The following is a 19,745-nucleotide window of genomic DNA, read 5'->3' on the forward strand; positions in this document are numbered from 1 at the left end:
CCGGAGACAAACCGTGCACAAGCGCACTTTCCTGACCCTGCTGTCCACCGCCTGCGCCGCGCTGGCTACCGTTGGCGCCGCGCCTGTCCAGGCCGAAACATTCCCGTCCAAGCCCTTGACGCTGGTCATTCCCTATCCCCCCGGCGGCCCCACCGACGCCATGGGCCGCACCCTCGCCACCGAAATTTCCCACTACCTGCCGCAGCCCATGATCGTGGAGAATCGTGCCGGGGCCAACGGCAACATCGGGGCGGAGTACGTGGCACGCGCGCAGCCCGACGGCTATACGCTCATGTTCGGCACGTCCGGACCGCTGGCCATCAATTCCAGCCTGTATAGCCAGATCAACTACGATCCCGTCAAGAGCTACGCGCCCGTGATCTACGTGGGCTACCTGCCCAACATCCTGGTGGTGAATCCCAGCATCCCCGCCAAGACCGTGCCGGAACTCGTGGCCTATTCCAAGACCCATCCCGGCAAGCTGGCATTCGCGTCGTCGGGCACCGGCGCGTCTTCCCATCTGGCCGGCGTGATGTTCAATGCCCTGGCCGGCACGGACTTCCTGCACATTCCCTACAAGGGCACCGGCCCGGCGCTGAACGACCTGCTGGGCGACCACGTGGCCATGAGCTTCACCGATGTGCTGACCGCCAAACCCTTCATCAAATCCGGCAAGCTGCGCGCCCTGGGCGTCACCACGGCCAGGCGCTCGCGCGCGCTGCCCGATGTGCCCACCGTCGCCGAACAAGGCTATCCCGGCTACGACGTCAGCGTCTTCTTCGGCATCGTCGTGCCCGCCGGTACGCCGCCGGACCGCATCGCCACCCTGAACAAGGCCTTCGTCCAGGCTTTGAATTCCGACAAGGTCAAGGCGCTGTTCGCCTCGCAAGGCCTGGAAGCCGCGCCCGACCATACGCCGCAGGCATTGGGCACGTTCATCGCGGAAGAAAAATCCAAGTGGGCCAAGGTCATCAAGTCGTCCGGCATCCCGCTGAACTGATACGGCCAATCCGGAGCAGCCCCATGGCCTCTATCCCCGACACCGGCGCGCTGGCCGGCATCCGTGTACTCGATATCTCGCGCATCCTGGGCGGCCCGTACTGCGGCCAGATACTCGGCGACCACGGCGCCGACGTGCTGAAGATCGAGCCGCCGCAAGGCGACGATACGCGCACCTGGGGACCGCCGTTCAAGGACGGCGTGGCCTCGTACTACATGGGGCTGAACCGCAACAAGCGCGTGCAGCACCTGGACCTGTCCCGCCCCGCCGGCCGCGATCGCCTGCTGGAGCTGCTGGAACATACCGACGTGCTGGTCGAGAACTTCAAGACCGGCACCATGGAACGCTGGGACATGGGCTATGACGCGTTATCGCGCCGCTTCCCGCGGCTGATCTGGTGCCGCGTTTCCGGCTTCGGCGCCGATGGGCCGCTCGGCGGCCTGGCGGGCTACGACGCGGCGGTACAGGCCATGAGCGGCATCATGAGCGTGAACGGCGAGGCCGGCGGCGAACCGTTGCGGGTGGGCCTGCCGGTGGTCGACATGGTGACCGGGCTGAACGCCGTCATCGGCGTGCTGCTGGCCCTGCAGGAACGCCACCGCAGCGGCAAGGGGCAGTTCGTCGAGGCAACGCTGTACGACAGCGGGCTGTCGCTGCTGCATCCCCATGCGGCGAACTGGTTCATGGATGGACGCAAGCCGCGCCGGACCGGCAACGCGCATCCGAACATCTATCCCTACGATACCTTCCAGACCGCCACGGAACCGCTGTTCCTGGCTATCGGCAACGACCGGCAGTTCGGCACGCTGTGCGAAGTACTGGGCTGCCCGGCGCTGGCCACGGACGAGCGCTTCGCCACGCCGGGGGGAAGATCGACGCATCGCGCCGAACTGAAGACGCTGCTGGAATCGGCGCTGTCCGCCTTCGATGCCGCCAGCCTGGTAGACCGGTTGATGGCCGCCAACGTACCGGCCGCGCCCGTGCTGGACATGGATGCCGCGCTGAACCATCCACACACCGCGCACCGCGGCATGGTCGTAGGCATCGGCGACGATTACCGGGGCCTGGGCGCGCCGGTCAAACTGAGCCGCACGCCGGCCAGCTATCGCCATGCCCCGCTGACGCCAGGCACGGACTTCGACATGGACTGATCACATATTGACCACGTCCACGCCCTTGGGCGGCGTGAACTGGAAATCCTGCGCGCTGATGTGGGGATTGGGCACGATATTCGAGAGGTCGACGCGCGTGGTCTGGCCGAAGGCATCCAGCAGCTCGATACGTACCGGCTGGTTGTCCTTGAAACCGATATCGACGCGGGAGAAACCCGCGTCCGTCGTGCGCGGCTTGGCACGCAGCCACTCCAGTCCATCCCGGGCCGGGAGGGCCGACACATCGAAGGACTGCTCCAAAGACCCGGACCCGAACAGAATGGCCGCCGGCGATGTGCCGATGGCCTGGTCCACCTTGCGCACCGTCACCTGGGCCAGGTCGGGATCGTACTGGTAGACCTGTTTGCCGTCGGCGATGATCAACTGTTCGTAGGGCTTCTGCACGGACCACTTGAACCTGCCGGGCCGCTGGAACGAAAACGTGCCGCTTTGCGGCGGACGCGGCTGCGACTGCTGCCCGCCCGTGGTCGCCTGGGTAAAAGACCCGGTGGCCGCCGTGACGGACGATACGAAAGCATGCAGCTGTTCCTGCGCGGTCGCCGCGGCATGGGCCGGCAGGCACATGCACAGGGACAGGACCGCGGCCGATGCCAGGTCGGCCAGACGACGTGATAGTCGGTTCATGCTTCCTCCCGCGCGGACGCCGGGACCAGGATTTCGCGGTTGCCGTTGGACTGCATGGCGGAGACCATGCCGGCCTGCTCCATTTGTTCCAGCAGGCGCGCCGCCCGGTTGTAGCCGATGCGCAGATGCCGCTGCACGAGGGAGATCGAGGCGCGGCGATGCTTGAGCACCACTTCGCAGGCCTGGTCGTACATCGGGTCGGACTCGCTGTCCGTGAACCCCGTGACGCTGCCCACGCCGTCGCCCGTTTCGCCTTCGACGCCGCCTTCCAGCAGGCCTTCGACATAGTTCGGTTCGCCCTGCGCCTTCAGGTGTTCGACCACGCGGTGGACTTCGTCGTCGGACACGAAGGCGCCGTGCACGCGCACCGGCAGCCCGGTGCCGGGCGGCATGTAAAGCATATCGCCCTGCCCGAGCAGTGTCTCGGCGCCCATTTGGTCCAGGATCGTGCGCGAATCGATCTTGGACGATACCTGGAAGGCGATGCGGGTCGGGATGTTGGCCTTGATCAGGCCCGTGATGACGTCCACGCTGGGACGCTGCGTGGCCAGGATCAGATGGATGCCGGCCGCGCGCGCCTTCTGTGCCAGGCGCGCGATGAGTTCCTCGATCTTCTTGCCCACGACCATCATCAGGTCGGCCAGTTCGTCGATCACCACGACGATGGTGGGCAAGGGTTGCAGCGGTTCGGGCTGGTCCGGCGTCAGCGAGAACGGATTGGGAATGGGCTCCTCGCGCTTGATGGCGTCGCGGATCTTGGTATTGAAGCCGGCCAGGTTGCGCACGCCCATTTTGCTCATGAGGCGATAGCGCTTTTCCATTTCGGCCACGCACCAGTTCAGCGCGTTGGCCGCATGCCGCATATCGGTGACCACGGGGGCCAGCAGGTGCGGAATGCCTTCGTAGACGCTCATTTCGAGCATCTTCGGATCGATCAGGATGAGCCGGGTCTGGGCCGCGTCGGCCTTGTACAGCAGCGACAGGATCATCGCGTTGATCCCCACCGACTTGCCCGAACCGGTGGTACCGGCCACCAGCAAGTGGGGCATCTTGGCCAGATCGGCGACGACCGGGTTGCCGGCGATGTCCTTGCCCAGGGCCATCGTGACGGTGGAGGCGCTGGCGTGATATGTCTGCGACCCCAGGATTTCCGACAGCTTGACCATCTGGCGGCGCGGATTGGGCAATTCCAGCCCCATCAGGTTCTTGCCGGGGATGGTCTCGACCACGCGGATGCTGACCAGGCTGAGCGCGCGCGCCAGGTCCTTGGCCAGGTTCACCACCTGGCTGCCCTTGACGCCGGTGGCGGGCTCGATTTCGTAGCGCGTGATCACCGGGCCGGCCTGCGCCGCGACAACGGTGACGGTGACCCCGAAATCGGCAAGCTTTTTCTCGATCAGCCGCGAGGTGAATTCGATGGTCTCCGCCGACACGGTCTCCTGCATCACGGGCGGCGGGTCGAGCAGGCTGATGGTGGGCAGGTCGCCCTCGCCATCCGGCGGCGAGAACAGCGTCTGCTGCTTTTCACGTTGCACCCGGTCCGACTTGGGCACCACGGTAATCGCCGGTTCGATGCGCACGGGTTGTTCGTGCACCAGTTTTTCCTGCTTGGCGACCACCTGTTCGGTGCGCGCGGCCTGCGCCACCTCGCCCAGCTTGCGATCCTGGCGCGCGTCCACGGTGGCGCGCGCGCGCCGCATCAGGCCTTCGATGAAGCCCCCGACGCGCTCGGCAATGGCCAGCCAGGAGAAGGAAAAGAAGAGGCTCAGCCCGGTGGCGACCAACACCAGGAACACCAGCGTCCCGCCGGTAAAACCGACGGCGCTGGACAGCTGCTGCGCCAGGGTATGCCCGATGACGCCGCCCGCGCCGCTGCCGCCGTCCGCGCTTCCCGGCAGATGCGTCCCCAAGGTATACAGGCGCAACGCCTCCAGGCCCATCGAGCCGAGCAGCAGCATGCCGAAGCCCACGCCCTGCTCCCAGCGCACCCGGGGCAGGGGTTCGAGATTGCCGCCCGGGGCACGCAGATGGCCGGCCAGCCGCCGATAGCCCGCCCGCACGCGGTGCAGCAGCAGGACCACCCACCACCATGCGGAAAATCCGAACAAATAGAGCAGGATATCGGCCAGGTAGGCACCCAGGGTGCCGCCCTTGTTGTGGACCACGCCCGCCGGCACGGAATGCGACCAGCCGGGATCGGCGGAACTCCATGTGGCCAGCACCAGGGTCAGCCATGCGGCCATGGCGGCGAAAAGTATCCACCGGGCTTCGCGCAGCAAAGAGGAAATTCGGATCTGCAACGGCGACGGGCCATTGCGCGTGTTGCGCGAAGCGCGCGGGGAAGCGGTTGAAATACGCGGCATAGGCCTCATTATAATTGGGCATTCACTTTGCCTAGCGTGCCCGATGACTACTCCCAAACATGCCCAACTGCTGATCCTCGGCTCCGGTCCGGCCGGCTACACCGCCGCGGTCTATGCCGCGCGCGCCAACCTGAAGCCGGTGCTGGTCACCGGGCTGGCGCAGGGGGGTCAACTGATGACGACGACCGAAGTCGACAATTGGCCCGCCGACGCGCAAGGCGTGCAAGGTCCGGAACTGATGCAGCGTTTCCAGCAGCACGCCGAACGTTTTAACACCGAAATCGTGTTCGACCACATCGCGAACGTGGATTTGACGCAACGGCCGTTTACATTGACCGGCGACACGGGCAACGTCTACACCTGCGACGCGCTGATCATCGCCACGGGCGCGTCGGCCAAGTATCTGGGGCTGCCCACCGAGCAGGCCTTCATGGGCCGCGGCGTATCCGGCTGCGCCACCTGCGACGGGTTCTTCTACAAGAACCAGGACGTGGTGGTGGTGGGCGGGGGCAATACCGCCGTCGAGGAAGCGCTCTACCTGTCGAATATCTGCCGTACCGTCACCCTGATCCACCGCCGCGACAAATTCCGCGCCGAACCCATCCTGGTCGACCGCATGATGGAGAAGGTGCACAACGGCAATATGAAGCTGAAGCTGTTCTCCGAGCTGGAAGAAGTGCTGGGCGACGACAGCGGCGTGACCGGCGTGCGCATCCGCGACACCAAGACCGGCCAGACCTCGGATCTGGCCGCCACCGGCGCCTTCATCGCCATCGGCCATCATCCGAACACCGACATCTTCCAGGACAAGCTGGACATGAAGGACGGTTACATCATCACCAAGAGCGGGTTGTCCGGCATGGCGACGATGACTTCCGTGCCGGGCGTTTTCGCCGCCGGGGACGTCCAGGATCACGTGTATCGCCAGGCGATCACCAGCGCGGCCACCGGCTGCATGGCGGCACTGGACGCGCAGCGGTGGCTGGAGAATGCGGGGCAGTAAGGCAGGTTTCGGCGATCTGAAGCGCCTGCACCAGCAGGCGCAGGCACGACGCCGGGACCAGGAAGCCACAGAGACCGCCGCGCGCGAAGCGCAAGCCAGCAAGGCGGCCGCCGGCCCGGCGCGCACCGCGCCACCCTCCAACCCGGAGGACGACCTGCGGGCCTTCCAGCGCGCCATGGGGGCTGTCACGCCCCTGCGCGCGGACGACCGCGTCGTCCACACCCAGCGGCGGGACCCCAACGATATTCCGACCCAGCGGCGGGCCGCCGCGCTGGGGGAAACCGCCCGGCGCGCGGACGCAGGCATCTCCGACGGAGGCGTCGCGCAGTTGCTGTCCGAGAACGGCACCGCCTACGTGCGGGCCGATGCCGCGCCCGACACCGCCCGCAAACTGCGGCGCGGCGAATGGCAGGCGGGCGCGGAACTGGATTTGCACGGATTGCGCGTCGAACAGGCGCGCCACGCGGTGCTGTCCTTCATCGACGAATGCCTGGAGCACGGCATACGCTGCGTGCGGGTCGTGCACGGCAAGGGCTATGGGTCGGAAGGGCTGAACCCCGTGCTCAAGGACAAGGCGCGGACCTGGCTGGTGCAGAAACCCGACGTCATCGCCTTTTCCGAGGCGCCCGAACGCGAAGGCGGGTCCGGCGCCTTACTGGTGCTGCTGCGACAGGCGGAAGAAACCCGCCGGTAAGGCGGCCCCGCCTCCTATGCGGACCCCAGGGGTGGATCGCTCTCGATAGCCCCGTCCCGGCGTCGCACTGTTGCATTGGCGCATGGATCTTCCCCGTTGATTTGGTCCGCTACTTGGCCATCCCTGGCGCGCATGCCGCGTGGTTGGAGACTATCGGCCGGCGAGGCAGATACGCCCTCGCCCATGCCTAAACGGTCCACAAGGAATCATTGCCATGATGACAAGCACCGCCAGCCCAAGCACCGCCAGCCGCATCTTCGACACGACGCAGGTCAGTCCCATTCCGCCCCTCCGGCAAGCGGGTGCGACGCTCCAGGCAGCGTTTTCCGGCTACCAGCCGGCAAGCACGCAAGAACTGGCCGACAAAGCCGGTGAGCGGGAAAAACCGGTCCTGGACTACACCCTGGAAGGCGTCGCCACGTCGGCTGCCGACCTGCGCGACAGCACGCGCCACGCACTGGATGATCTCGCCGCCAAAATCCGGGGCATCAAGGTCGACCATATAAAAATCGACGGCTACGATCCCGTCGCCAGCCTGCTGGGCGACGCGCGCGCGAAAGCCGTGGTGGGCTATCTGAGCGTCAAGGGCGTCGATAAAGACCTGATGTGGCCCGAAGGACACTGGCGCAAACCCTGGGACCGCGACTTCAAGCTGGCGGACAAGCACTGCGTAGTCATCAAGGTCTACGGGCCGCCCGCCATGCCGGCGGGGAGCCTGTCCGTCTAGCGTTGACAGGCCCTCGGCATGCGGACCGGATCACGCCCGTGGCGACGGCCGCGGGTCGCGTATGTAGTCGATCAGCGCCTCGGTGGCGGGATCCGGGCGCGGCGTAAGCCAGGACACAACGATAATCGCCAGGAACGCGGCGGGCGCGCCGAATATCCCGGCCGCCACGGGCTGTATCCCCCACCACAGGGCCAGGGGCTGGGTGGGGGGTATGCCGAACACCACTTCGCGCAGCCAGGGATGGCTATGCGCCATGTAGCCGAAAGTCACCGCCAGGCCCACCGCCATGCCCGCCGTCGCTCCCCATTTGTTGGCGCGCTTCCAGAATATGCCCATGACCAGCGCCGGGAAGAACGACGAAGCCGCCACGGAAAACGCGGCGGACACCATGATCAGGATGTCCGCCGGCCGCCGGGCCGCCACCCAGGCCGCCGCGAAAGCCACCACCAGCAGTAGCGTCTTGGATACCATGACGCGCCGCGCCGCCGGCATCCGCGGCGACACCACGCGATAGAGCATGTCATGCGACAAGGCATTGGACAGCGTCAGCAGCAGGCCGTCGGCGGTGGACAAGGCCGCCGCCAGTCCGCCCGCCGCCACCAGGCCCGACACGACATAGGGCAGGCCGCCGATCTCCGGCAAGGCCAGCACCACCACGTCCGGCCCCATATGGATTTCGCCCAGTTGCACGATCCCGTCGCCGTTCACGTCGACGACGTCGACCAGCGAAGGACTGATGGCGCTCCATGCCGCGACCCAGTCCGGCAGCGCGCTGTAGCGCGCGCCGACCAGATGCGTATAGATGACGTATTTGACCAGTATCGCCAGCGTGGGGGCCAACAGGTAAAGCAGCAGGATGAACAACAGCGTCCAGCACACCGAGCGCCGCGCGGCGCCCACCGACGGGGTGGTGTACGAGCGCATCAGAATATGCGGCAGGCCGGCGGTACCCAGCATCAGGCACAGCACCAGCGCCAGGAAATTCGCCCGCTGGGACCCCGCGCCCTGCGCCTCCCGGCCCCCATCGATGGGAGCCGGGGAGGCCGCTGAAGGGGAATCGGCCGGCGCCGCCGTGCCGTAAGGGCTGTCGTTGCCGGCAACCGCGGGATACGGTGCCACCGCCGGCACCGGCGGCTGAGCCCGGGCGCGGAATTCCTGCCGGTCCCGGTACCACCGCGTGCGCGCCTCTTCCACCGTCGACGGATAGGCGTCGAGCTCGCGCTCCACGGAGCGGATCTCCAGCATGGGGGCGTCCGCGGCGTTCAACTGGGCCAGGTGGTCGCGCAGGCGGGCTTTCTCGGCGGCCCAGGATCCCGGCAGGGTACGCAGCAACCCGTCCAGCCGATCCGCGCGCGCCTGCCATTCGCGCCGTACCGCGCGTTCGGCGTCGTCGTCCAGCAGGCGGCTTTCCTGGCGCGCCACCTGCTCCAGCGCGACGCCGGCAGAGACCTGCGGAATCGCCATGCCGGTGAACTTGATCGACAGCCAGATCACCGGCACCACGTAGGCGATGATCAGGATGATGAACTGGCCCACCTGGGTCCAGGTCACCGCCCGCATGCCGCCGAGGAAGGAGCACACCAGCATCCCGCCCAGCGCCAGGAAAATACCCAGTTCGAAGGAAATCCCCGTCATGCGGGTCGTAATGATTCCGACGCCGTAGATCTGCGCGACCAGATAGGTGAAGGAGCACAGGACGGCGCAGGCCACGCCTGCCAGGCGCGGAAGATTGCCGCCGTATCGCGCGCCCAGGAAATCCGGCAGGGTGTACTGGCCGAACTTGCGCAGATACGGCGCCAGCAACAGCGCGACCAGGACGTAGCCGCCCGTCCAGCCCATCACGTAGGCCAAACCCGCGTAGCCGCTGGCGTACAGGGTGCCCGCGACGCCGATGAAAGACGCCACCGACATCCAGTCCGCGGCCGTCGCCATGCCGTTGTAGAACGCCGGCACGCGCCGGCCGGCGACATAGTATTCGGCGGGATCCGAGGTGCGGCAGACGATGCCAATGCCGGCATACAGGCTGAACGTCACCAGCAGGAAGATATAGCCGATCCAGTTGCGCGGCATGCCCAGGACTTCCAGCAGCGCGAGCACCAGGATGAGCAGGCCGAAACCCGCCGCGTACAGCACGTATACGCGGCGCAGCCGCAAATTCAGTTCGCTGGCGGATTTTCCGGAAAACGGCATCAATGCCCCCGGCAGCCGCGCCGCGGCTCAGTCTTCCGGGCCATTCATGATCCGTGCATAGGCGACGATGATCAGCAGGTAGGCCAGGGGCGCGCCGTAGGCGGCCATCCAATACGCGAAAGGCCAGCCCAGGAAAGAAAACAGCAGGTCGCGGGCGAAATAGACGGGAAGGACAGTCAGCGCGGCCCAAAGCACCAGCAATACGAGGATGAGCCTGACGTTGCGTCCCCACAATGGGGCGCGATCGGACGCCGCGGCGATATCGCGGCCGGCGTCGAGACTTTGCGAAGTAGGCTTATGCGCCATGGCAGGGCCTTCACGGATGCCGCCGCCCGCGTGGATGAGCGCGTTTGCCGGCCCAGAATGCGACAACGGCTGGCACTGCCTGGTGCCAGCCGTTGTGCGTTTGCTCTTCTAGATACAGCTTTTTGGTTATGTACCGGTGCCGCCGGTCTTGCCCTCTAGGGGCATTTGTCTCCTCACCTGCATGGGACGGAATTCTGCACCATCTACGGGATTGAAACACTAGGGGTATGCCCTAGGACGGCGCATAAGCCTATCGGCGGACGGCACCACAATGGTGCATCTGGCCGTTTTTATATCTCGTTTACACGCGGCGGCTGAACCTTTACCCCGTTTTTACGGCGTCCTTCCTAACCTGCCGGTGTCCGTTCGCGCCCTGCTCGCAGGCGCGCGGGCCATACCCATACGGGCCCCTATCCCGGAGAAAACATGGACACCATTTTCCTCGCCTCGTTTGCCGTCATCGCCGCCCTGACACTGGCGCTGGTCGAGTTCTGCGACGCCCTGCAAAAGGGAGACAAGTCATGAGCTGGCTCTACCTGATCAGCGGTGCGCTGGCGCTGTTCCTATTCGTCTATCTGCTTATCGCCCTGTTCAAGCCGGAGAAATTCTGATGAACGCCCGCTATCTGGGCCTGCTGGCTTTTTACCTGGCAGTGCTGCTCTTACTGGCGCCCTGGGTGGGGCGCTATATCCATGAAGTCATGGAAAACCGAAGCTCGCGATGGTCCGCCTGGGGTCGGCCGTTCGAACGGCTTATCTACAAAGCCGCGGGCATCGATCCCGCGGCCGAAATGGGATGGAAGCGCTATGCCGTCGCGGTGCTGGCGTTCAGCGTGGTGGGCTTTATCGCTGCCTATGTCATGCAGCGCGCGCAAGGCCGGCTGCCCCTGAACCCCGCCAATATGGGCGCCGTGTCGCCGGATTCCTCGCTTAACACCGCCATCAGTTTCGTGACCAACACGAACTGGCAGGGCTATGCCGGCGAAGGCACGATGAGCTACCTGACGCAGATGCTGGCGCTGACGGTGCAGAACTTTTTATCCGCGGCCACCGGTATTGCCGTGGTGCTTGCGTTGATACGCGGTTTCGCGCGCAATAGCGCGCATACCGTAGGCAACTTCTGGGTCGATATGGTGCGCGGCACGCTGTACGTGCTGCTGCCGATGTCGTTCATCCTGGCCATCGTATTGGTCGGCCAGGGCGTCATCCAGACGCTCAACCCCTACCAGGAAGCCCGGCTGCTGGAGCCCGTGGCCTACTCGGCGCCCGTTGTGGACGCCGGCGGCCAGCCGGTGCTCGACGCGAAAGGCCAGCCGGAAACGCAAACGTCCACCGCCAGCACTCAGACCATCGCCATGGGTCCCGTGGCCTCGCAGGAAGCCATCAAGATGCTGGGCACCAATGGCGGCGGCTTCTTCAACGCGAACTCCGCGCATCCCTACGAGAACCCCACGCCGATATCGAATTTCCTGCAAATGCTGGCGATGCTGGTCATTCCGGCCGCATTGTGCTTCACCTTCGGCAGGATGGTCGGCGACCGGCGGCAAGGCATCGCGGTCCTGGCGTCCATGGTGGTGCTGTTCATCGCCTTTGCGCTGACCACCGGCCATTTCGAGTTCCAGCCCAACCCCATGCTGGCGCAGGCCGGCGTGGACAGCAGCACGACCGCGTCGTCGGCGGGCGGCAATATGGAAGGCAAGGAAGCGCGCTTCGGCATCGGTCCCACCGCCCTGTTCGCCACGGCCACCACGTCGGCATCGTGCGGCGCGGTCAACGGCATGCACGACTCCTTCACGGCGATGGGCGGGTTCTCGCCCATGCTGCTGATGCAGTTGAGCGAAGTGGTCTTCGGCGGCGTCGGCGCCGGGCTGTACAGCATGCTGGCCTTTGCCATCCTGGGGGTCTTCATTGCCGGCCTGATGATAGGCAGGACCCCGGAATACCTGGGCAAGAAGATCGAGGCCTATGAGATGAAGATGACCTCCATCGTCATCCTGGCCGCGCCGTTGCTGGTGCTGGCCGGCACTGCGCTCGCGGTCTCGATGGCGGCCGGCAAGGCGGGCGTGTTCAACCCCGGCACGCATGGCTTTTCGGAAATCCTGTACGCGTTCACATCGGCGGCGAACAACAACGGCAGCGCCTTCGCCGGCCTGTCCGCCAACACGCCGTACTACAACGGCATGCTCGGCATCGCGATGTGGTTCGGCCGCTTCGCGGTGATCGTTCCCATCCTGGCGATGGCCGGTTCGCTGGCGAAAAAGCATCGCATACCGGCGGGCCCCGGCACCATGCCGACCACCGGCGGGCTGTTCGTCATCCTTCTTATCGGTTCCGTCCTGCTGGTCGGCGCGCTGACCTACGTTCCCGCGCTGGCTCTGGGTCCCGTGGCGGAACATCTGCAACCCTGATCAGGCTGGAAACTCAACATGGCCAAGCATTCCAATGGCGACGCCCTGGCGGCCGTCGCGCCGCCTTCCCCGTCGCACGAAGCGGCGGTTGCGCCGCAGCGCAATTTCCAGTTCTTTTCCCCTGCCCTGGCAGGCCCGGCGCTGATGGACAGCCTGCGCAAACTCGCGCCGTCCGCCCAAGTGAAGAACCCCGTCATGTTCGTCGTCTACATCGGCAGCATCCTGGCCACCTTCCTGTGGATCATGGCGCTGCGCGGACAGGCCGAAGCGCCCGCGGGATTTATTTTCGGTGTGGCGGTGTGGCTGTGGTTCACCGTCCTGTTCGCCAACTTCGCCGAGGCGCTGGCCGAAGGCCGGGGCAAGCAGCAGGCCGCCGCGCTGCGCGGCCTGCGCACGACGATCACGGCGCGCGTCCTGCGCGATTTCCGCGACGCGGATGCGGCCGGCGCCGTGCCCGGCGACTATCGCGACCGCGGCATATCGCGCAACTCCGGCGATCTGCGCAAGGGCGATGTAGTGCTGGTGGAAGCCGGGGAAATCATTCCCGGCGACGGTCTCATCATCGCCGGCGTAGCGTCGGTCGACGAAAGCGCCATCACCGGGGAATCCGCGCCGGTGATCCGCGAATCCGGGGGTGACTTCTCCTCGGTCACGGGCGGCACGCGCGTGCTGTCGGACTGGCTGTTCGTACGCATCGCGGCCAACCCGGGCGAAAGCTTCCTCGACCGCATGATCTCCATGGTGGAAGGCGCCAAACGCCAGAAGACGCCCAACGAGCTGGCGCTGACCATCCTTCTGGTCGGCCTGACGGTGGTGTTTCTGCTGGTCATCGTGACCCTGCTGCCGTTCTCGCTGTTCTCGGTCGAGGTTGCCAAGGCGGGCCAGGTAGTGACCGTAACAGCGCTGGTGGCCCTGCTGGTCTGCCTGATTCCCACCACCATCGGCGGGCTGCTGTCGGCCATCGGCGTGGCCGGCATGAGCCGCATGATGCAGGCCAATGTACTGGCCATGTCGGGCCGCGCGGTGGAAGCGGCCGGCGACGTCGATGTACTGCTGCTGGACAAGACCGGCACCATCACCTTCGGCAATCGCCAGGCCGCCGCGCTGCTGCCCGCCCCCGGTGTCGCGCCGCGGGAACTGGCCGATGCCGCGCAGCTGGCGTCGCTGGCGGATGAAACGCCGGAAGGACGCAGCATCGTGCTGCTGGCGGACCGGGCCCTGCATGCGCCGGCGCACCCCACGGCCGGCCTGGAGTTCGTGCCCTTCAGCGCGCATACCCGCATGAGCGGCGTCAACCAGGGTGCGCGGCAGATCCGCAAAGGCGCGGTCGACGCCATCCGCCAGTGGCTGGCCGACCGGGGCGTGGCCATGGACCCCGCCGTGATCCGCGCCGCCGACGATGTCGCGCGGCGCGGCAGCACGCCGCTGGCCGTCGCCGACGGCGACCGCGTGATGGGTGTGGTCGAACTGAAGGACATCGTCAAGCCGGCCATCAAGGAACGCTTCGCCGAATTGCGCCGCATGGGCATCAAGACCGTCATGATCACCGGCGACAACAAGCTGACGGCGGCCTCCATCGCGGCGGAAGCCGGCGTCGACGACTACCTGGCCGAAGCCACCCCCGAAGCGAAACTGAAACTGATCCGCGCCTATCAGGGCGAGGGCCGGCTGGTCGCGATGACGGGCGACGGCACCAACGACGCGCCCGCGCTGGCCCAGGCCGACGTCGCCGTGGCCATGAATTCCGGGACGCAGGCGGCCAAGGAGGCGGGCAACATGGTGGACCTGGACTCCAATCCCACCAAGCTGATCGAAATCGTGGAAATCGGCAAGCAGATGCTGATGACGCGGGGCGCCCTGACCACATTCAGCGTAGCCAACGATGTGGCCAAGTACTTCGCCATCATCCCGGCGGCCTTCGCCACGGTCTATCCGCAGCTTGGCGTGCTGAACGTCATGCACCTGTCCACGCCGGCCTCCGCGATCCTCTCCGCAGTCATCTTCAACGCGCTGATCATCGTGGTGCTGATCCCGCTGGCCCTGAAGGGCGTCAAGTACCGCGCCCTGGGTGCCGCCGTTCTCCTGCGGCGCAACCTGTTCATCTACGGCCTGGGCGGCCTGCTGGTGCCTTTCGTCGGCATCAAGCTGGTCGACATGGTCCTGGCCGCGCTGGGCTGGATTTGAACCCGCACGGCGTACACAAGGAAACCGATCATGAACATGCAAGAAAAACCCGTTCCCCAAGCCGGCCTGCTGCGGCCCGCGCTGGTGGTTTTCGCGATTCTCGCCATCGTCACGGGACTGGCCTATCCCTACGCCACCACCGGCGTGTCGCAGTTGCTGTTCCCGCGCGAAGCCAACGGCTCGCTGATCGAGCAGGACGGGCACGTGCTGGGCTCGTCCCTCATCGGCCAGCCGTTCTCCTCGCCCAAATACTTCTGGGGACGCCTGTCCGCCACCGCCCCCATGCCGTACAACGCATCGGCATCCGGCGGTTCCAACCTCGGTCCGCACAATCCGGCGCTGGCCGAGGCCGCCAAAGCGCGCATCGAGGCCCTGCGCGCGGCCGATCCGGGCAACACCAAACCGATCCCGGTGGACCTGGTCAGCGCCTCGGGCAGCGGGCTGGATCCGGACATCGGTATCGCCGCCGCGGACTACCAGATCGAGCGCGTCGCCAGGGCGCGGAACCTGAGTACGCTGGAAGTCGCCAAGCGGGTCGAGGCGCATACGCGGCGGCCCTTCTTCGGACTGCTGGGCGAACCGGTGGTCAATGTCCTGGCGCTGAACCTGGACCTGGACGGGGTCAAGGCCAGCCGCTAGGCGGCAGCCCATACGGGACAGGGATCACCACCGGCGTATAGTGGCGCTGTCCCACCACGACGACATCATGTCCAGCCCGAATCCGGAACGCCCCGATCCCGACGCATTGCTGCGGGACATCGACGGGGCGGCGCAGCGCGCCGCACGCGGCCGGCTGCGCCTGTACTTCGGCGCGTCGGCCGGCGTGGGCAAGACCTACGCCATGCTGGCGGCCGCGGCGGCCCGCCATGCGCTGGGTCACGACGTGCTGGCCGGCATCGTGGAAACCCATGGCCGGCGCGAAACCGCCGCCTTGCTGGACGGTATTCCACAACTGCCGCGCGTGGACTACGCCTATCGCGGCCACGTGCTGCGCGAATTCGACCTGGATGAGGCGCTCGCGCGGCGGCCGGCGCTGGTGCTGGTCGACGAGCTCGCGCATTCCAATGCGCCGGGCGCGCGCCATGCCAAGCGCTGGCAGGACGTCGAGGAACTGCTGGCTGCCGGCATCGATGTCTGGAGCACCCTTAACGCGCAACACCTGGAAAGCCTGAACCAGGCCGTGGGGACCATCACCGGCATTCCCGTCTGGGAGACCGTGCCGGACCGCCTGTTCGACGCGGCCGACGAAGTGGTACTGGTGGACCTGCCCCCCGACGAACTGCTGCGACGCCTGCGCGACGGCAAAGTCTACATGCCCGAACAGGCGCGCCACGCGGCCCGCAACTTCTTCCGCAAGGGCAACCTGATCGCGCTGCGCGAACTGGCGCTGCGGCGCATGGCCGAGCGAGTGGACGACGACGTCCAGGCGTACCGGCGCGACCGCGCCGTCGGGACCGTGTGGCGCACGCGCGAAGCCGTCGTGGCCTGCCTGGCGCCCGATGCCGAAGCGGAATACGTGGTACGCGCCGCGCATCGCCTGGCGCAGCAACTGGATGGCGAACTCCATGTCGTCACCGTGGAGGCACCCGGCCTGATCGCCCCATCGGCGGCGCAGCGGCTGGCCCTGCAGGGCGCGCTGGCTGTGGCGCGCGACCTGGACGCGCGCGTGGAAACGCTGGGCGGCGCCGATATGGTCCAGGCGCTGGTTGCCTACGTTCGCCGGCACAACATCACCAAAGCCGTCATCGGCCGCACGCGCGCCGCGCGGGGCCGCGGCCTGGGCGCGCGCTGGGGCGAATGGCTCGCCGTCCTGCTGTCGCCGGCGGGCCTGTGGCGGCGCCGCAGCTTCGCCGACCTGCTGGCCGCCGGCTGCCCTGAGCTGGACATCATCCGCCTGGCCGCGCCCTCGCAGCCTGCCGCGCCGCGGGCCACGGCGATGCGCCTGGGCGCGCCGCAGCCGGGGGGACCGCAGCTCGCGCCGGCAGCCGCGGCACCCGGCGCGCGCCTGCGCGGCTACGCCTGGTCCCTGGCGTACTGTGCCATCGCCACGGCGATATCGCTGGCGGCCTTTCCCGCCCTGCACCAGACCAATATCGCCATGTTCTACCTGTTGGCCGTCATGGCGGTGGCACTGCGCCACGGCCGCGGCCCGGCCGCGCTGGCCTCGGTCATCAGCGTGGCCGCGTTCGATTTCTTCTTCGTGCAGCCCACGCGCTCATTCGCGGTGTCCGACGTCCAGTACCTGGTGACCTTCTTCGTGCTGCTGTCCGTGGGCCTGCTGATCGGCCAGCTGACGGCGGGACTGCGCCTGCTGGCGCTGTCTTCGGCACGGCGGGAGAGCGTGGCGCGCGGCTTGTACGAATTCGCGCGCGAGCTCTCTTCGGCGCTGCTGGCCGAACAGATCGTTTCTGCGGCCTCCTCCTACGTCAACGCCGCTTTCGGCACTCCGTGCGCGCTGCTCCTTCCCGGCGGCGACGACCGGCTGGGCCTGGCCAGCGGCGAAACGCCGCTGCAAGTCGAAATGGCCCTGGCGCAATGGGTATCCGACCACGGGCAGCCGGCCGGCTGCGGCACCAACACCTTGTCCAGCAGCGCCCTGCTCTACCTGCCGCTGAAGGCCCCCATGCGCACCCGGGGCGTGCTGGTGCTCGCCCCCCCCGGCGGGGCGGCATTCACGACGTCGGAGGACCGCCCCCATCTGGATGCCTACGCCACCCTTATCGCCATCGCCATCGAACGGGTGCACTACGTGGAAGTCGCGCAACAGGCACTGGTCAACATGGCCTCGGAAAAATTGCGCAGCTCGCTGCTATCGGCCATCTCGCACGATCTGCGCACCCCGCTGACCAGCCTGGTCGGCATGACCGATACGCTGATGCGAGACCCCGCCGCGCTGGCACCCGCGCAGCGCGAGATCGCATTGGCCATGCGGGAGCAGGCGCGCCGCATGCACGCGATGGTGGTCAATCTGCTGGACATGGCGCGGCTGCAGAACCGCGAGGTGGCGCTGCGCAAGGAGTGGCAGTCCGTGGAAGAGCTGGTCGGCGCCGCCATCGCCGAAACGCGCGAACCGCTGCGCCAGCACAAGGTCACGGTGGCGCCGCTGTCGGACCTTCCCCTGGTCAAATGCGACGGCGTACTGATACAGCGCGTATTGTGCAATCTGCTCGAAAACGCCAGCAAGTACACGCCCGCCGGCAGCCACGTGCATATCGACGCAATCGCGCGGGAAAACGAAATCCGCGTCCGCATCGCCGATGACGGCCCGGGCGTTCCCGCCGGCCAGGAAGCGGCCATCTTCGAGAAATTCGTGCGCGGCGAACGCGAATCCGCCACCCCTGGAGCCGGGCTGGGCCTTGCCGTCTGCCACGCCATCATGCAGGCGCATCAGGGCCGCATCTGGGTGGAAGCCGGCGATCCCCCTTATGGCGGCGCGCGCTTCGTCATACTGCTGCCGCTGGCCCAGGCGCCCGCGGTCGCCGAGGAAAGCCCGCCCGATCGCGCCGACGCGCCTGTCGCGGCGCGCGCCGCTGCCGGCGCCCCGGAAGACGCCGGCAGCGCCGGCCCCCTCCACGCAAGCACCGGCCACGCCGCCGGCATCCGGGCACCGGACGTCCATACCGGATAACAGGACTTGCATGTTCGACTTTCATCCCACCATCCTGCTGATCGAAGACGATTCCAACATCCGCCGCTTCGTGCGCACTGCACTGCAGGACGAGGGATGCACGGTCTTCGAAGCCGAGACCGTGCAACGCGGGCTGATCGAAGCCGGCACGCGGCAACCGGACCTGGTCATCCTGGACCTGGGACTGCCCGACGGCGACGGCATGACGCTGATGCGCGAGCTGCGCACCTGGACCGAAGTGCCGGTGCTGGTGCTGTCCGCCCGCACCGCCGAAACCGACAAGATCGGCGCGCTGGATGCGGGCGCGGACGATTACCTCGTCAAGCCCTTCGGCGTGGGCGAGCTGCTGGCGCGCCTGCGCGTCCTGCTGCGCCGGCATGCGCGCGGCGGCGCGGGAAACCAGGCGGAGATCGCCTTCGGCGATGTCCACGTGGACTTCTCGCGGCGCATCGTCCAGCGCGGCGGCCAGCACGTCCATCTGACCGGCATGGAATACCGCCTGCTCGCCGCGCTGATCGCCCATCGCGGCAAAGTCATGACCCACCGCGAACTGTTGCGCGAGGTATGGGGCCCCTCGCATGTGGAAAGCAATCACTACCTGCGCATCTATATGGGCCACCTGCGGCAGAAGCTGGAAGCGGATCCGGCGCAACCGGTCTTTCTGCTGACCGAAGTCGGCGTGGGCTACCGCTTCGCGGGTTGATGCCGCGCGACGGCCGGTTGGCCGATGCCCCACGGCGCGGGGGCGGCATGTGGCGATTCCGGCGAAGCCGTAAAGACCCGGAATGCTATTCCAACGCTGCTTCTTCCGTGAACATATAACCCCAGCGGCGCACGGAACGCAGCGGCAGCGGCATGCCCACGGCTTGCGCCTTGCGGCGCAGGCGGCTCACCATGACATCGACGCCGCGCGGCGAGGTCGCGGACCTATCGCCCGGCTCCCCGCGCGCGGCGGCGAGCTCGCCCAACTCGTTGCGCGCCAGGCTGTGGTTCGGGGCATTGAACAAGGCCAGCATGAAGAGCCGCTCCAACGTCGTCAGCCCCAGCCGTTGCCCTTGCGGCGAAAGCAAGGTCCAGCCGCCTTCCCGCAGTCGCCAGGACGGCGCCGCATGATCGGCGACGGGACGGGCTGCGCCGTTATGCACGGAGGGCACATCGCGCGGGTTTTGGTCCGGGTCGCGGGCGTGCGAGAGGCAAGCCGACAGATCCTGCACGGTGGCCGTCAGCCTGCGCAGGTCGGCTTCGAGCTGGATCAGCGTGGCTTGCAGCTCGCGCTTGGGAAGGGAAATCGCGTTCACGATCGTTTTTCAGCCTGGACTTGGGTAGCACCCCCATTGCGGGGTCCTCGTACGGCACAAAATGTCTGAGTATAGAGACGTTGTGTATCACCCGGATACATTATTACAAATATCTGGCGGTCGTGGCACTATGAAACTCTTAGGGAGCT

The 19,745-nt window shown here is 66.8% G+C and carries 16 protein-coding genes; 11 read left to right on the plus strand and 5 right to left on the minus strand.

Going from position 1 to position 19,745, the window contains the following annotated elements:
* The first annotated feature begins 13 nt into the window (after positions 1-13).
* Together ACO1P8_RS04810 and ACO1P8_RS04815 are read left to right on the plus strand one after the other, a co-directional pair.
* Positions 14-1,000 carry a Bug family tripartite tricarboxylate transporter substrate binding protein gene (locus ACO1P8_RS04810; RefSeq protein ID WP_486294774.1) on the plus strand — a complete coding sequence of 329 codons (987 nt, stop codon included), beginning with the start codon at positions 14-16 and terminating at the stop codon, positions 998-1,000.
* Positions 1,001-1,023: 23 nt separating this feature from the next.
* Positions 1,024-2,151 carry a CaiB/BaiF CoA transferase family protein gene (locus tag ACO1P8_RS04815; protein WP_486294775.1) on the plus strand — a complete coding sequence of 376 codons (1,128 nt, stop codon included), beginning with the start codon at positions 1,024-1,026 and terminating at the stop codon, positions 2,149-2,151.
* On the opposite strand, the gene lolA is transcribed toward ACO1P8_RS04815, so the two are convergent.
* A complete protein-coding gene (lolA, locus tag ACO1P8_RS04820) occupies positions 2,152-2,796 on the minus strand; it encodes an outer membrane lipoprotein chaperone LolA (protein ID WP_486294776.1) in 645 nt (214 codons plus the stop codon).
* Positions 2,793-5,159: a DNA translocase FtsK gene (locus ACO1P8_RS04825; RefSeq protein ID WP_486294777.1), complete on the minus strand. Its 2,367-nt coding sequence runs from the start codon at positions 5,157-5,159 to the stop codon at positions 2,793-2,795. Before ACO1P8_RS04825 ends, lolA begins: the two co-directional genes overlap by 4 nt.
* 43 nt (positions 5,160-5,202) lie before the next feature.
* On the opposite strand from ACO1P8_RS04825, the gene trxB reads away from it, so the two are divergent.
* From trxB to ACO1P8_RS04840, 3 genes are all read left to right on the plus strand, one after another.
* Positions 5,203-6,162, plus strand: a complete 960-nt coding sequence (trxB, locus tag ACO1P8_RS04830; RefSeq protein ID WP_486294778.1) for a thioredoxin-disulfide reductase — start codon at positions 5,203-5,205, stop codon at positions 6,160-6,162.
* Positions 6,149-6,856, plus strand: coding sequence for a Smr/MutS family protein (locus ACO1P8_RS04835; protein ID WP_486294779.1), 708 nt, complete (start codon positions 6,149-6,151; stop codon positions 6,854-6,856). Before trxB ends, ACO1P8_RS04835 begins: the two co-directional genes overlap by 14 nt.
* A gap of 214 nt (positions 6,857-7,070) precedes the next feature.
* Positions 7,071-7,583, plus strand: coding sequence for an OmpA family protein (locus ACO1P8_RS04840; RefSeq protein WP_486294780.1), 513 nt, complete (start codon positions 7,071-7,073; stop codon positions 7,581-7,583).
* A 30-nt stretch (positions 7,584-7,613) separates the two neighbouring features.
* Here ACO1P8_RS04840 and ACO1P8_RS04845 read toward each other — a convergent pair whose 3' ends face one another.
* Together ACO1P8_RS04845 and ACO1P8_RS04850 are read right to left on the minus strand one after the other, a co-directional pair.
* Positions 7,614-9,773, minus strand: a complete 2,160-nt coding sequence (locus ACO1P8_RS04845) for a sodium:solute symporter family protein (protein ID WP_486294781.1) — start codon at positions 9,771-9,773, stop codon at positions 7,614-7,616.
* Between the two features lie 27 nt (positions 9,774-9,800).
* Positions 9,801-10,079 (minus strand): DUF4212 domain-containing protein, encoded by a 279-nt coding sequence (locus ACO1P8_RS04850; protein WP_486294782.1) that lies wholly within the window; start codon positions 10,077-10,079, stop codon positions 9,801-9,803.
* Between the two features lie 521 nt (positions 10,080-10,600).
* Between ACO1P8_RS04850 and kdpF the strand changes: the two genes are divergently transcribed.
* The 6 genes from kdpF to kdpE all read left to right on the plus strand — a co-directional run bounded on the left by kdpF (position 10,601) and on the right by kdpE (position 19,001).
* The gene (kdpF, locus tag ACO1P8_RS04855) at positions 10,601-10,690 is read left to right on the plus strand and encodes a K(+)-transporting ATPase subunit F (RefSeq protein WP_066353881.1); all 90 of its coding nucleotides are present in this window, start codon (positions 10,601-10,603) and stop codon (positions 10,688-10,690) included.
* On the plus strand, positions 10,690-12,486 hold the full coding sequence (kdpA, locus tag ACO1P8_RS04860; protein ID WP_486294783.1) for a potassium-transporting ATPase subunit KdpA: 1,797 nt from the start codon (positions 10,690-10,692) through the stop codon (positions 12,484-12,486). The genes kdpF and kdpA overlap by 1 nt, the downstream gene beginning before the upstream one ends.
* An 18-nt stretch (positions 12,487-12,504) precedes the next feature.
* Positions 12,505-14,670 (plus strand): potassium-transporting ATPase subunit KdpB, encoded by a 2,166-nt coding sequence (kdpB, locus tag ACO1P8_RS04865; RefSeq protein WP_486294784.1) that lies wholly within the window; start codon positions 12,505-12,507, stop codon positions 14,668-14,670.
* 30 nt (positions 14,671-14,700) lie between these two features.
* The gene (gene kdpC / locus ACO1P8_RS04870; RefSeq protein WP_486294785.1) at positions 14,701-15,309 is read left to right on the plus strand and encodes a potassium-transporting ATPase subunit KdpC; all 609 of its coding nucleotides are present in this window, start codon (positions 14,701-14,703) and stop codon (positions 15,307-15,309) included.
* 67 nt (positions 15,310-15,376) lie between these two features.
* Positions 15,377-18,298: a DUF4118 domain-containing protein gene (locus tag ACO1P8_RS04875; RefSeq protein WP_486294786.1), complete on the plus strand. Its 2,922-nt coding sequence runs from the start codon at positions 15,377-15,379 to the stop codon at positions 18,296-18,298.
* A 10-nt stretch (positions 18,299-18,308) separates the two neighbouring features.
* Entirely contained in the window at positions 18,309-19,001 is a 693-nt protein-coding gene (kdpE, locus tag ACO1P8_RS04880) for a two-component system response regulator KdpE (RefSeq protein WP_094843368.1), read from the plus strand.
* Positions 19,002-19,086: 85 nt separating this feature from the next.
* On the opposite strand, the gene ACO1P8_RS04885 is transcribed toward kdpE, so the two are convergent.
* Positions 19,087-19,596: a helix-turn-helix domain-containing protein gene (locus ACO1P8_RS04885; RefSeq protein ID WP_486294787.1), complete on the minus strand. Its 510-nt coding sequence runs from the start codon at positions 19,594-19,596 to the stop codon at positions 19,087-19,089.
* Between the last annotated feature and the right edge of the window lie 149 nt (positions 19,597-19,745).

The sequence above is a fragment of the Bordetella sp. genome, from assembly GCF_057362025.1.